This window comes from uncultured Methanobrevibacter sp. (assembly GCF_900314695.1).
Taxonomy (GTDB): domain Archaea; phylum Methanobacteriota; class Methanobacteria; order Methanobacteriales; family Methanobacteriaceae; genus Methanocatella.
In genome coordinates this window covers 27,548-42,379 of the sequence record NZ_OMWD01000023.1, presented here as the reverse complement: position 1 = coordinate 42,379, position 14,832 = coordinate 27,548, and the positions used below count along the sequence as shown (strand labels likewise).

The 14,832-nt window shown below is 32.6% G+C and carries 8 protein-coding genes; 1 reads left to right on the top strand and 7 read right to left on the bottom strand.

The features are described from left to right. Position 1: 1 nt before the first annotated feature. Positions 2-1,963 (bottom strand): right-handed parallel beta-helix repeat-containing protein, encoded by a 1,962-nt coding sequence (locus QZN45_RS08240; protein WP_296812423.1) that lies wholly within the window; start codon positions 1,961-1,963, stop codon positions 2-4. 79 nt (positions 1,964-2,042) lie between these two features. After that, on the bottom strand, positions 2,043-4,028 hold the full coding sequence (locus QZN45_RS08235; RefSeq protein WP_296812421.1) for a right-handed parallel beta-helix repeat-containing protein: 1,986 nt from the start codon (positions 4,026-4,028) through the stop codon (positions 2,043-2,045). Between the two features lie 141 nt (positions 4,029-4,169). Here QZN45_RS08235 and QZN45_RS08230 point away from each other — a divergent pair, with 141 nt between their 5' ends. Then, on the top strand, positions 4,170-5,000 hold the full coding sequence (locus tag QZN45_RS08230) for a hypothetical protein (RefSeq protein ID WP_296812419.1): 831 nt from the start codon (positions 4,170-4,172) through the stop codon (positions 4,998-5,000). Between the two features lie 34 nt (positions 5,001-5,034). On the opposite strand, the gene QZN45_RS08225 is transcribed toward QZN45_RS08230, so the two are convergent. From QZN45_RS08225 to QZN45_RS08205, 5 genes are all read right to left on the bottom strand, one after another. Beyond that, a complete protein-coding gene (locus QZN45_RS08225; RefSeq protein WP_296812417.1) occupies positions 5,035-7,383 on the bottom strand; it encodes a DUF6020 family protein in 2,349 nt (782 codons plus the stop codon). A 64-nt stretch (positions 7,384-7,447) separates the two neighbouring features. Then, complete coding sequence (locus QZN45_RS08220; protein ID WP_296812416.1) at positions 7,448-10,060, bottom strand: glycosyltransferase; 2,613 nt, start codon at positions 10,058-10,060, stop codon at positions 7,448-7,450. Between the two features lie 4 nt (positions 10,061-10,064). Further along, positions 10,065-10,658, bottom strand: coding sequence for a class I SAM-dependent methyltransferase (locus tag QZN45_RS08215; RefSeq protein ID WP_296812414.1), 594 nt, complete (start codon positions 10,656-10,658; stop codon positions 10,065-10,067). 11 nt (positions 10,659-10,669) lie between these two features. Then, positions 10,670-11,881 carry a glycosyltransferase family 2 protein gene (locus QZN45_RS08210; protein WP_296812413.1) on the bottom strand — a complete coding sequence of 404 codons (1,212 nt, stop codon included), beginning with the start codon at positions 11,879-11,881 and terminating at the stop codon, positions 10,670-10,672. 17 nt (positions 11,882-11,898) lie between these two features. Further along, positions 11,899-14,823 carry a CDP-glycerol glycerophosphotransferase family protein gene (locus tag QZN45_RS08205; RefSeq protein WP_296812411.1) on the bottom strand — a complete coding sequence of 975 codons (2,925 nt, stop codon included), beginning with the start codon at positions 14,821-14,823 and terminating at the stop codon, positions 11,899-11,901. Between the last annotated feature and the right edge of the window lie 9 nt (positions 14,824-14,832).

The window sequence follows — 14,832 nt, the reverse complement described above, 5'->3', positions numbered from 1 at the left end:
TTTAGATTACTCTGATTCTTCCTGTATTTTTAACAGAGTAGTAGTACTTGTCACCTTTGAATCTCACAACATATATGAAAATCGCTTTTTTATTTATGTTTGTGATTTTAAATGTTGCCTGACCATTCTTGTTGGTTTTTGCCTTGTAGTTTTTGGCATTGATTTTAAGGTAAATGAATTTGGAGGCAAGTTTCTTTCCCACAGCGGATTTAAGGGTGATTACAACCTTTTTGACAGCTGACCTCTTGAATTTTTTGGTCGGTGCGGTAATTTTTGTCTTCTGTTTCACAATTTTCCACACAACCTGTTTTGCCATTGTACTTCCTGTAAACTTGTTTTTGCTTATTGTTTCTTCATATCCTTGTGCATAGATTGAAGGGCCGTTTTTTGCAGAGTTCTTTGTGAATGTATTTGAAGTAATCTTTGCATAGTTTCCGTTCAACCTTATTGCACCTCCTGAACCTGATTTGGCAGTTGCTTTGTTTGAAGTGAACTTGTTTGATGTGATGACTGCATTGTTTCCCTTAACAAGCAATGCTCCACCATGACTTTTGGCAGTGTTGGAGGATATTGTATTGCTTTTTATTGTTGCCTTGTCACCGCTTACAAGTATCGCTCCACCGGAGGTTCCTGCTTCACAGCTTTTGATGTTGTTGCTGTTGATTGTAGATTTTGATCCCAATATGTAGATTGCTCCTCCACCGTCTTTTGATTTGCAGCTTGTGATATTGTTTTTTACAATGCTGTTGGAGTCTCCATCAATGGTGATTGCTCCTCCTTTGTAGCTGGCACTGCATTTGCTGATTGTATTTTGTGAAATGCTGTTTGAGTTACCGTTAATGAATATTGCTCCTCCGCTTTTTTCAGTGGCTTCATTGTTTGTGAATGTGTTTTTCGTAAATGTTGCATTGTCACCGTCACTGTATAGTGCACCTGAGTTTTTAGCTTTGTTGTTTGTGAACTTGTTGTTTGCAATTTTGCTTGTGGTTTTTGAGGATTTGATTGAAAGCCTCATTGCACCTGCCAGTTCACCACCGTAGTTTGAATTGAACTGGTTGTTTGTAATGGTATAGTTGCTTCCTTTGTAAGCTTCAAATGCTCCTGAAATTTTGGTAGCACTGTTTTTTTCAAAGACATTGTCTTTTACAATTTCGTTTGATGTGTACATCAGTGCAAGAGCTCCACCTTCTGATTTAGCAGAATTGCTTGTGAATTTATTGTTTGTAATTTTGTTGTTGTTTGAATTTCCTATTTGAACTGCACCACCCATTGAAGCTTGGTTGGATATGAATTCACAATTGTTGATTGTATTTTCCTTGCTTAATGCATATATTGCTCCACCACCTTTCTCAGCAGTGTTTGACTCAAAGTTGCAGTTGCTGATTTTTGTTCCTTTGACTTCCTGAAAAAGCCCGGTTTTGGTGTGTGCAGTCATGTAGATTGCACCTCCATAGATGTCTTTGCTGTTTTTGAAGGTACAGTTTTCAATGACTGTGTTGGATGCACGGATGAGTAGTGTTCCACCACCATGTGCCCTTGAGTTCCCGTTTATGAAGTTGATGTTTTTAAGCACGACATTGTTTGCATCTATGAAAAATGCCCTTGCAGAATCCTTTCCGTTTATTGTATGGCCGTTTCCATTGATTGTTAGTTGCTTTTTGATTGCGATTCCCTCAAATGTAATGCCTGAGTCATATTCACAGTCTTCCATCAATATGATTTCACTACCCTCTTCTGCTTTGTTGATTTCTTTTGACAAATCTGAAAACGTCTTTGAACTGACATTTGTACTTTTTACTATTTCTTCGTTGTTTGCTGTTGATATTGCTATGTCATCATCATTGCCGGTTAAAACATCACTGTCCGTCATGTTTTTCCCGTCGATGTCTGCTGCGCAGGCATATGATATGGATACCAGAAAGATTATGACAAGCAATGGGATGAGTTTCATTGATTTTTTCATAGTTTTTCCCTCCTATTTTGGATGATGTTGATAATATCTTAAAAAAAGTGAATACTGTCCGGTTAAGGACAGTTTGAATTTATTTTATTGTAATTTTACCGGTTTTGCTTACTTTGTTGAAATTGCTGTCTCCGTTGAATTTAACGGTGTATTTGAAGCTTCCTTTTTTGGTCAATTTGGTAATCTTGAGAGTAGCTTGACCTTTTGAATTTGTTTTTGCAGCATAAGTTTTGCCGTTAACGCTTAATGTAATCTTTTTGGAAGCAAGCAATTTGTTTAAAGCGGATTTTAATGTAATGATAACATTCTTGGATTTCACGGATTTCTTGAATGTTTTTGCAGGAGCATTTATTTTTGTGTTCTGTTTTTGATGTTTCCAGGTTACCTGTTTTGCCATTGTACTTCCAGTATAAATGTTTTTGGCGATTTTTTCGTTAGAACCGGTTATGAAAATAGAAGCACCATACTTTGCGATGTTTTTAGTGAAAGTATTTTCGGTTATGATTGCATCATGTCCGAACATTTTGATTGCACCACCGGTACCTGTACTTGCATCTCCTTTGTTGGATATGAATTTGTTTGAAGATATTGTTTCGGTATTTCCGCTGATAAATAATGCTCCACCATTGCCTTTATCTGAATTGCCTGATATTTCATTGTATACTATTTTTGTATTGGAACCATCGATTTGAATTGCTCCTCCATTGAGGTTTGCATCGTTGCTTTCGATGTTGTTGTCGCTGATTGTTGTGCCTGATCCCATTACGTAGATTGCTCCTCCGCCGTTATCTGCATGGCAGTGTGTAATGTTGTTGTGCATAATTTTATCGGAGTTGCTTTCAATGCATATTGCGCCTCCTTTGTATTTGGCACTGCATTTGTCGAAGTTGTTGTAGGAAATGATATTACTTTTTCCGTTAATGTGAATTGCTCCACCGCTTTTTGAGGTAGCTTTGTTGTTGTAGAATGTGTTTTTTGTGAATGTTGCCTTGTCGCTGTCACTGTATATAGCTCCTCCATTTTGTGCCTGACTGTTTTTGAAGTCATTGTTTTCAATTCTGCTTGCTGTTGAGTAGGATGAAATTGAAAGTCTCATTGCACCTCCAAGGTCGTCTGCGGTGTTCCCGTCAAATTTGTTGTTTTTGACGGTGTATCCGCTTCCTTTATAGAGGTCAATAGCTCCTGCAATGCTTCCAGCAGTATTTTTTGTGAAGGTATTTCCTTCAATCTCTTGGTTTGAGCAGTACATCAATGCTAGTGCTCCTGCTTCTGTTTTAGCGGAGTTGCTTGTGAAAGTATTGTTTATGATTTTGTTGTTGTTGTTTGCAATTTGAACAGCACCTCCCATGGCATTTGCCTTGTTGCTTGTGAATTTTGAGTTTGTAATTGTATTTCCTTTGCCTAAAGCGTAAATTGCTCCACCACCTTTCTCAGCAGTGTTGCTTTCAAATTTACAGTTGTTGATTTTTGTGCCTGTAATCGCTTTGTTATCCACTTTGGTTTTTTCGGTTATGTAGATTGCACCTCCATATTCATCTTTGCTGTTTTTGAAGGTACAGTTTTCAATGACTGTGTTGGATGCTCGGATGAGTAGGACACCTCCGCCGTTACCTTTTGCATTTCCATTGATGAATATAATGTTTTTTAAAATAACATTGTCTGCATCAATAAAGAATGTCCTTGCAGTGTTCTTGCCGTTTATTGTGTGTCCGTTTCCATCTATTGTAAATTGTTTTTGAATTCCGATTCCATCTGAACTGAAACCGCTTTCACAGGAACAGTCATTTAATAAAACAAGTGTACTTCCTTCTTCAGAGGACCTGATTTCTTTTGTTAATTCACCGAATGTCTTTGAAGTTATTCTTTTTTCATTATCTGTAAGTTTATTTGCATCAGTTTGACTGTTTATATTTGTTATGTCATTGTCAACTGATAGAATTTCATTATCTGGTGTGTCAGTATCATTTGCCAATATTTGTTCGTCTGTATTGCTTGCGCAGGCGAATGACATGGATACTAAAAAAATTACCACCAATAATGGGACAATTTTTATTAGTTTTCTCATTTTTTTCACCAAAATATATAGTTTGCATTATTTAAAACATTTTATAATAGTAATTATGTTTGTATTCTATATAAATTATTGTTGTGGAGTTATAAAAATTAATAAATAGCATTAACTATACAAATTACATAGTGTGGTATCATGGATGTTGTAAAAGTTGATGAAAATAACAATCAAATAATTGGCGTAAATCCCAATCTGCAAAACACCCAAATCATTTTCAGAGGCAGAAATAATCGTTTGATTTGTGAAGACAATGTAAATCTGCATAACTCAATTTTGGATTTCAATGCAGACAATTCAATAATCTATCTTTCATCCAACAGAAATGTATATTATTTGAACATATCCATTTACAACAATTCCCTTTTCTATATGGGTGAAAACAGCTATATTAATGGGAGGATTAATTTTTCCATATCTGAGCAAAAAAACATATTCATTGGTAATGAATGCCTGTTTGCACGAGATATATGGATGAGGATTGCAGATCCTCACCTGATTTATGATACCAATTCCCTTAAAAGAATCAATCTCTCCAAAAGCATTTATTTGGGAGATCATGTTTGGGTTGGTCAGGATGCACTGATACTTAAGGGAACTCAAATTGGTTCTGGAAGTATCATTGGTGCAAAAGCATTGGTTGCGGGCAAAAAGATTCAGTCAAATTCTCTTTGGGGTGGAGTTCCTGCCCAATTGATTCGAGATGATGTGCTTTTTGATGGGTCAAGTGTTCATTACTACACTGATGAACAAACTGAAAATTCTATGGAATATAGTGCTGGGCGATGGATTTACAGAAATGAGGGCAATGTTTTAAGTTTTGATGAAATTGAGGAAAATTTCAATTCTATTAATGATGTTGATGAAAAAATTGCATACCTTCAATCAGTAATTAGATGTAATGATTACAATAGGTTTTATATTGGTGTGAAAAATAAGCGCTCTTTTTTCAATAAAAAGAAGTTTTAAATCATGCTGTTTGCACGATTTAAAACACAAGGTTTTATTTTTTGTTTTGTTTTTCCCTTTCTAAGTCTTTTAATATTTTTGCCCTGATTCTTGCTTCCATTTGTTCTTTTGTTTCTGTTCTTTGGGAAAATTGTTTTTCAGGGGTTATTTTTCTTTGTTGTTTTTGTTGTTGTGGGTTTGTTTTTCTTTGTTGTTTTTGTTGTTGTGGGTTTGTTTTTCTTTGTTGTGTTTGTTGTTGTGGGTTTGTTTTTCTTTGTTGTGTTTGTTGCTTTTTTGGGATTTCCTTTTGGAAAACAACTTGTGGTTTTTGTTTTGGTATTGTTTTCATTGGTGGGATTTCTTGTTGTGGTTTTTGTTTTGGTATTGTTTTCATTGGTGGGATTTCTTGTTGTGGTTTTTGTGGGTCTTGTTTAGAATCTTCCTGTTTTTTCACATCTTCTTTTTTAACAGTTTCTGCTTTTGAAGATTTTCCTTCAGATTCGTTAACAATGCTGGTAAGTTCTGCTTGACTTAAATCATTGACTAGTGAGTCGATTTCATCGTTAATGCTCTCTTTTTTGACACTTTCTGCTTTTGGTGAAGTTTCATCTTCAGGTTCATTCAATATGCTGTTGACTTCTTCAGGGGTTAAATTGTCAATTATTGCGTCTAATTCGTCATATGTGTCTTCTTTTTCATCAGTTTCTGTTGGTGAAGTTTTGTCTTCAGGTTCATTCAATATGCTGTTGACTTCTTCAGGGGTTAAATTGTCAATTATTGCGTCTAATTCGTCATATGTGTCTTCTTTTTCAATTGTTTCTGTTTGTGAAACTTTATCTTCAGGAGTCAAATTATCTATTTTTGCATCTATCTCATTATAATTCTCCTCTTGATGGCTTGAAAGTTCAGCGCTGGTTGCAACAGCTTTAGGTTTTAGACTAAAATTCTGTTTTGCCAGTATTCCAACCAGTATGAGCATTAACAGATAGAATACAAGCAGGTTTGGATATAAATACCTGTTGTCCTGCGTTGGTATTGAAACAAAAACAACTAAAATATTAAACAGATTAGGCAGATAGACAAGAAGGATGTCCTTTGATTTGGTCAGATAGTATATTCCAGCCATTGCCAGAATTGACAGGTACATGTAAAGTGCTGGACTTTCAAATAATGTATCTGCGATAACATTTGTTCTTGCATTATATACTATGTAGTTAAATAGGTTAAACAATCCGTTTCCTTCATTTGCTGAAGATACATTCTCATAAGCTTCAACAGGGGTTGTATGGTATGCTTTGAAGTAGGTATTTCTTGCAGTTTCAAGATTTGGACCATTCTCCTCTATGTAATATGGTTTTCCCTGCCAGTAGCTGTCCCTTGTAATGTCCCATGTGATTTCAGATGAGCTTAACATATATTTTATGAAATGTATTGGATCCTGAAGTGAATATTTCAATGCCATGCCGATATATTCACCCTTGTTGGCTTCAAAGACACTTTCATTTGCGGCATTTCGCACAGGATCCGTGAAAAAGGTTTTGTAATTATCCTTTACGGCAGTTTCGTTTATCAGCTCATGGAACTTGGCGCTGTCTTTAGCATCCAGTTTGTGGTATAAGTCATAATTTGCAAGCATATGTGTGGTTTTTGAAAGTGTTGCATCCTTTGCATTGTCTTCAACATTATAGACAACATTCATTGATGCAATCAATAGAATAAATATTATTGCTATGACTGGCAATTTGATGAAAAACTTCTCTGTTTTGTCATGCTTGTAGAGATAATATGCCAGAATGATTAATAATGGGACGATAACGTAAATACCGTTAAGTCTCAATTGGGCTACGCAGGCCATAACAAATCCCATAAGTACTATGAACCTGATGCTGACCTTGCATTTTTTGTCAATCATTACTTTGATTAAAAAGCATAAAAACAGAATTCCATAACTGAAAAGTACGTCTTTCCATAATGTAATTGAGTATATTGCGTTTATTGGAATAAGACAGATTATTAATGTGATTATGCTTTGTATAATAAATTCCCTATCTCTTTTTATGTCAGCTAAATTGATGTTTTCATCATTATTTCTGAAGTATTTGCAGATTACCATCCAGATTATTGAAAATACCAGAATCTGGAATATTGCCACAGTTGCGGGGCTGGAGTAGATTTTATACAGCAGCATTTCAATGAATGTGTGGAAAAATGGATGCCAGTTGGTATAGTGGCCAGATGCAATTTGATGAACTTGATTAAATGAATCAAAAGTTAAAATACCTGGATTGTAAACATAAAGATAAAATGAGAATATTATAACTGGGATTAGGAATATTATTAAATCTTTATAGTTCAATCTCTGGATTTTGGAAATAATTTTAGATTTTTCAGTTTGAATATCCATAATAAAAGTATAATTATTATTCTATATAATATTATTTTTTTTGTATTATGGATTAAAAGTAGTTTTAAAATTTAAATCTTTTGAAAATGTCTTTGATGCCTTTTTTGGAATTGATTTGTTGTTTCAATAACTTGTTTTGTTTGTATAGTCTGTGGTTTTGCTTGTAGAGTTTAATTTTAACTCTTTCTGTTTTGATTAATTCCTGGAGTATGCTTCTGTTGATTGCATCACTGTTTAAAGCCTGTGAGTTGAGGTATGTTTCTTTAAACACGTTTTGCCATTTCAAAAAGAGAGTTTCATCATCGATTTGCTTTAAAATATCTTCTTCAGCTGTTTTTCCCATTTCAACTGCCTTGTCTGGATTTTCAAGTAGGAACAGTATCTTTTGGGCCAATTCATCTATGTCGTTTTGTTTAATCAGATATCCATTTTCATCATCTCTGATGAAATCGGACGGGCCGTAATAGATGTCATAGCTGATTACAGGTGTTTTGTTAATCATGGATTCCAGAACAACTATTCCGAGTCCTTCATAAGTGGAAACAAATAGTGTTGCAAGGGACTTTGACATCTCTTCTCTGACGTTTTCTGTATGGCCTTTAAAAATCACTTGTTCTTCAAGTTCCAGTTCCTTGACAAGGTCTTTCAGTTTTTTCTCTTCTGTCAGTTCCTCTTCGATTACTGCCCTTCCAAATATTTCCAAACGAACATTGCTTCTTTTTTGTGAAACTATCTTGAATGCACGTATTGCATCTGAAATGTTCTTTTCATGGCTTAGACGGGCAAATATTGAAATTTTATTTGTATCTTTTGTGACGGTTCTTTCACATTTTTGTATATTTAATATGTTTGGAATCGCCTTTATGTTTTTGAAATTGAATTCCTTGATAAGATCATCTTTTAGTCTTTCAGTCAAAACGACAACATAATCATGGTCATTTTTGCCTTTTAGGATTGTAAAATTGTCTCTTAAAGAACTTCCATAGTGACGTTCATCTTTATATGGATTTGTATGGATGTTTGCAATTTTATATGCAATTTCTGGGCTGATGTCATTGAAGTTTGGAATCTTTCCGGAGTTTTCATTGATTAGGAAAGGTTTGTTATCATATTTAAGCAATATCTCTGTTATGAAGTAATTGTGAAATTCGAACATGTCCTTGAATTTAATTTTCGAATCAATGAATCTGTCTATTAATGTGTATGAACTTTCACGGCCTGTATATTCTATGATAAGGTAGTTAAATCCGTCATTTGTGTAGTATTGCTCAAGTTTCAATCTATTGCTTTCATAAATCTTTTCACAGGAATAGTTGTTGAATTCGTATTCAGACTTTGTTAATTTGCCGTTTGTTTTGTAATCGGTTATCTTTGTTTTGTCCTTTGTTTCAATTGCATCTTTTGATGCTTTTGAAATCTTGTCATTCAGATTATTTTTTAAAGCGTAATATTCGACGATATTTATTAATTCTATGGATTCGTCCAGATATCCGTTTTCGTGGAAATGCTGTGTGATATGGTCAAAGTTTTTGCACTCGTTGAGGTTCAGCAAAGTCACATTGTATCCATGTTCTTTTAATAAATTGGCACGGTTGAATGTTGCTTTTGCAAGGCCACCAATTTCAATGTCCAATCCATAAAACAAAAGTATTATCTCTTTTTCCTTAATCTTTTCCAAAAGAATATTTTCATCGTAATAAATGTCCAGATTTTCAGACATCTTTGAAGCGTTTAAAAAGTCCTTTTTGGATATTGATCTTATAAATTCATCTAAAAATTCAGGTTGTTTTAGTCTGTCTGTGGTGATGAACTCTTCAAATAATGGATTTGCCAAGTATAGTAAGTCAATTTTATCTTTTAAGTTCAAATCACTTAGGCAAAATTGCTTAATCCAGAAATATAGGTTTCTATAACTTATCCATACATAATTGGGGTTATGGTCTTTTGCTATATTGTATAATTCTGTGTATGATTTGATGAACCCTGCAAGAACCTCTTTGGTTTTTTTGGATGTGACTGAGTCATTTTTACGTGGTATGTACTCAACGACCGGTGTATTTATGAATCTTATTCCCTTTGCTTTTAGAAGTGCTTCTGATACGAAAACCAAATCCTGTGCTGGAACGCCAACTAAAAATTGAATTTTTTCATTTAAAATAAATTCTCTTTTGAATATCTTTGACCAGACAGATGGGGTCGGAATTAAAAAGTTAAAGTATTCTTCTATGTTTCGGGTTTCTCGGGATTGTCCATCATCAAGTCTTAAAACACTCCAATCATTTCGAATGATTCTATTGTCTCGATTGATGTTGTAATTTCCTGAAACAATATCTAAATCGTTTTCTGTAATGTTTTCATATAGTATTTCACATGCATCTTTTAAATAAACGTCATCCGGATCCAAAAACATCAAATAGGATGCATTTGCATTTTCAATTCCCACATTTCTGGGTTTGCCTGCAAAACCACTGTTTTCACTTAAATAAATTGATTTGACATTTTCATAGTTGTCAGAAAACTCTTTGATAATATCTCCACTACTGTCTGTTGATGCATCATCAACAAAAATCACTTCAAGATTCTCAAAACCAATGGTCTGGTCTAAAATTGAATCAAAGGCATCTTGAAGTGTTTCTTCCACATTAAAAACGGGTACAATAACGGAAATCTTATACATGTTATCATAATTTTTCTAAAATCAAATCCATTTTGCGTTCTATGTCATCCATTCTCTCTTCCAGGTCGTTTTTGTTTTCACCGCCCGGTTTTCTTGCAACAACATAACTGTCATACCATGGGTCTGAAATTTCATCGAGGTTGGTTCCGGATTCTAGAATGTCAAATTTAATGTATTTTGCCATTGCTCTTACACCGTCCTCATTGAACCGGTAGCAGTCATAAGGATTTTTATGAACAGGCCCTGTACTTGGAACGATAAGAATGAATAGTCCTCCGGGTTTCAGGACTCTTTTGATTTCATCTAGTGTTAACCAAAAGAATTCGATATGTTCAAATGCCTGACCTGAAACAATCAAATCATATGATTCATCTTCAATTTCACTCCATTCATATGGATTTTCAACAACAATGTCGATGTTGTTTCCCTCTCGCATGTCAAGGCCTTGGTATGTCCATTTGGATTCATTTAAAATCATTCCATAATTATAATTTCCGCCTTTGTCAAAGGAACCTATGTCGAGTATTTTCAATTCTTGATTGGGATTTAAATAAGCATCTTTGAAATATTTCATTTTCATGTATGAACTTTTATGCATTCTATCACGCCCTATAATTTATTTTTCAATTTCCATATTCTTGATGATTTTATTTCATTTATTTCATTTTTTAAGTTTTCATTTTCGTTTAATAAGTTGGATTTTTCTTCACACAATTCATTGATTTCATTTTTACTTTCATTTAGAATTATATTCAATTCACTGTTTTCATTTTTTAGGATATTTATCTCATTTTTCAGATTTGAATAGTCATTGATTGAATTATTATTAAACTGTTTTCTCATGTCTTTGAGCAATAGGTGGTTATCTTCATATTTTCCATTTTTTAAATTATTGAGATAATCTTCAAAACTTTCATCATCTTTAAAGAAGTCTTGATTTTGGAAATTTTTGAATGTTGTTGAGTTTAATATTTCATTCAATTCACTTTCATCAAATTTTTCAGAATTTGAAAATCGCATAAATTGTGTTGTAAGGAAGTATAAATGTTTGTTGAATATTATTTTTTGAGTTTCTGAAGTGATATTGTGATTCTTAAATAAATTCAGAACTATATTTAGTGTGTTGATTAATCCATATAAATATTTTTTATTCACATTCATTGAAACGGAGTTTTCATTCACATTACGCATATACGCATAATAATTATTCAACACGGATATTTTGTTTGAATTAAGCATATATTCTATTAAAAATGCCAAATCCTGGGCAGGTGCTCCTTCGATAAATAATATATTGTTTTCGATGAGCAATTCGTTTTTGAATAGTTTTGCCGAAATGGCGGGTGTGACATCGAGTAAATTCACATCTTTTGAATAATTAAACAGTTCTTTATTTCCGGAATATAATGGAGGATTATGTTCCTTTTTGAAATTGGAGTATTGGTTAATAAAAGCACCAATCACAATATCTGAGCTATTTTGGGTAATTTCATTAAACAGGACTTCACATGCATCGATTGATAGTTCATCATCACTGTCTAAAAAGAGAATGTATTTTGAATTTGAATTTTTAAGACCAATATTTCTTGGAGTTCCCGCAAAACCACTATTTTCATCTGTTTCAAATACTTTTATGTTGCCGTATTCATTTTCATAGGATTTAAGTAATGTTAATGTATTGTCTTTTGATTTGTCATCAACAAATATCAATTCAATATTTTCAAATCCGATTGTTTGCACTTTAACAGAATTAAAAGCTTTTTTTATTGTCTTTTCAGAATTATAAGTTGGAATAACTATTGTTAGTTTGTATTCACTCAATTGATCACCATGATTTGTTATTTTATAGTTAAAATATAATCGTAAACTCTTTTACAGTTATTCTTATCAGTAAATCTGTAAAAATCATCTACTCTTTGTTTGAATTTTTCTTTCATTTGACAGTCATCATCTATATGTTTTTTTATTAGATGTATTAATTCATTTTCATCATTTGTTTTTTCACCAAATCCCATTTCTTCATAATCAAAGTAACTTTCAGTCAAATCAAAATGAAAATCATCATTTTCCCATTGATAGTATAAAACAGGTTTTTTCATATATGCAAAATCGAATGCAACAGACGAAAAGTCTGTTATTAATAGTTTTGATTCATTAAAAACGTTTTGATAGGAAAGTTCATCATCAAAAATCACATTGTCCAAGTCAAATAGATGAATTATCTCATTAACGTTAATATGAGGTTTGAATATTATTTTGTAGTTATTTTTTTGTGCATACTCTAATAGCTTTTCATTGTTCAGTAGTGAATTCCATTTTTTCAGATATGTGGATTTTTTTATTTCTGATTCTGTCATTTCCCGCATGCTTCTTCGCCATGTCGGCATAATGACAATCTGATTTTTTTCATTGCCTTTATCTAAATTATCATATCTGGGAAGTCCCAACAGTTTAACTACACTTTCATCGTAATTATATGGGTTGTTGAATATTGATTCATATTCTTTTTTTGCAGATGTAACAAACAGGTGCAGAAATTTGTCATATTTATGTAACCATGATGAGATGTTGTTTAAGATTATGCCGTGCTGTAAAAAGCAAAGTTTTGCTGAAAAAAGGCCATTGAAATACTTTTCATATCTTCCTGAGAAAGGATTAATCAAATCGTCATCAGGATGTGATGAAATTATTTTTTCGGCAAAACAAGATAGCAATTTATGTTCTTTTGATTTGTATTCCACAACATTTGCAAATCCTTTTAACCTGTCATAATCTTTTGAATCCTTTGAAATTATAAAATATTTTTCTATATTGTCATTTTGATTAATGGCATATTTATATAACTGTTCTGCATTGTCTCCAGCTATTTCTGGCCTATCCATAAACAGCCATATTCTTCTGTTGTTGAATTTATAAAATAAATCGTAGTATTGTTTTCTAAAGTTAATCACGTTATTTAAAGATGATTCATTTTTTGAAATCAAATGATTTATATTTTCCTTTTCAAATCTCAAACAATCAAAATTTGTGTATGGTATCACAGTGAATGTGTTGTCTTCAAATTTTATCAGGTAATCCTCTTTTTTGGAATAAAAACTTTCTTTTGTTAATCTTGAATAATAGTTGAATGCAATATCTAAATATGAATTGATGTTGTCATATGAAACCCTAATTTTAATTTCCGAAGATTCCTTTAATGTCAGGGGTATTGAAAGCTCAAAATTATAATTTGGGTTAAAATTAAGATTTAAATGATATTTTTCCCTATTTGGATAATTCATTTTTTCGGCATCGAAAATTTTGCCGCAAGTTTCTGCGTACAATATTGAAATGTTTTCATATGCTTTGTTGTAGTATTCTAAATCGATTAAATCTTTTTTAATTAGCCATTCTATTTGTTTTAAATTATATGTTTGTTCATAATTGAAGTTTAAATCGCATTTAAGGTATTGTGCGATATTTAAATTGTCATATGAATTATTGGAATGCAGTAAATAATCCTTGATATTTTTTCCATCTTCATCTAAAAATTCTTTTTTAATGAACACTATCTTGTTTTTATTGAAGTATTCAACCCAATATTTTAAAAATTCAGTTTTATTATATGTTATGGCTTGAATTTTTATTTCTTCTGGTCTGAAAAATGATTTTAAAAATCCTAGAATCTTTAAATTATCATTGGATATCTCCACGGCATCAATATAAAAAATGTGGTAATACAGTTCATCAATAATGTAATTGCCAACTTTTATTTTAGCATTGTTTCCATAAGTATCTTTTATTGTTTCTGTATTTCCGTGCTTGAAGAGTAAAATGGATTTTAACAGACTTCTGTCGGGATGTTTTTGGTTCAATATGATTGAATCGTCAATTTCTTCCAAAAGCTCATGCAAAATTGAGTATAACTGCTCCAATTCATTTTCATCTAACACGTCGGAAACGTCGCTTATGTCAAACATCCACTGGATGTCATACATTACGGTATGCTTGATAAAATCAAGGACTTTTCCATATTTGTCTTTCGAATAATCAAACAGCGCTTTGAAAAATTTCTGTGATCTGTCAATGTAATATTCCTTCTTTTTTAGTGTAGAATCGATTGTTGATGTTTTTGATGTTCTTTTACGATATAGGTATGAGGTATCTGAAACCACTCCATGTCTGCATTTTTCGAGTAAAATCTTATTTACAAATACTGCATCTTCAGATACGACAAGTTCAGTGTCAAATTCAAAATTTTTAATCGCTTTTCTTTTAAAAAATGCAGATGATGCGGAAAGCTGAATGCAATTGGGTTCGGATTTCAAATCAACCAGTCTTGTGCTTTCATATTTATAGTTTAAAATGTGTTCTCCATCTTTTCTGTCAAAAAACTTCATTGGAATGGATACGACATCCACATTTTTATAATTTTTCTCAAAAAAGTCATAGACGAGTTCCAATGCATTTAATTCTAATTTATCGTCACTATCTAGAAAGTTCAGGTATTTTCCCTTTGCCGCTTTCATTCCGTTGTTTCTGGCAACGGCCTGGCCCTGATTTTCCTGATAAATGTATTTGATATTATGGGGATATTTTTCATGATAACTCAAGCAAATGTCTTTTGAGCTGTCGCTGCTTCCATCATCAACGAGTATCAACTCAATATTTTCAAAACCAATTGTCTGATTTATAATGCTGTCGATGGATTCGCTTAGGTAATCTGCAGTATTATAGACTGCCATTATGATGGAAAATTTGTATGGTTTTGACTCAAAAAACATCTAAATCAC

Coding starts and splice junctions, on each gene's coding strand:
- QZN45_RS08240 (WP_296812423.1), bottom strand. CDS start 1,963: ATGAAAAAATCAATGAAACTCATCCCATTGCTTGTCATAATCTTTCTG.
- QZN45_RS08235 (WP_296812421.1), bottom strand. CDS start 4,028: ATGAGAAAACTAATAAAAATTGTCCCATTATTGGTGGTAATTTTTTTA.
- QZN45_RS08230 (WP_296812419.1), top strand. CDS start 4,170: ATGGATGTTGTAAAAGTTGATGAAAATAACAATCAAATAATTGGCGTA.
- QZN45_RS08225 (WP_296812417.1), bottom strand. CDS start 7,383: ATGGATATTCAAACTGAAAAATCTAAAATTATTTCCAAAATCCAGAGA.
- QZN45_RS08220 (WP_296812416.1), bottom strand. CDS start 10,060: ATGTATAAGATTTCCGTTATTGTACCCGTTTTTAATGTGGAAGAAACA.
- QZN45_RS08215 (WP_296812414.1), bottom strand. CDS start 10,658: ATGCATAAAAGTTCATACATGAAAATGAAATATTTCAAAGATGCTTAT.
- QZN45_RS08205 (WP_296812411.1), bottom strand. CDS start 14,823: ATGTTTTTTGAGTCAAAACCATACAAATTTTCCATCATAATGGCAGTC.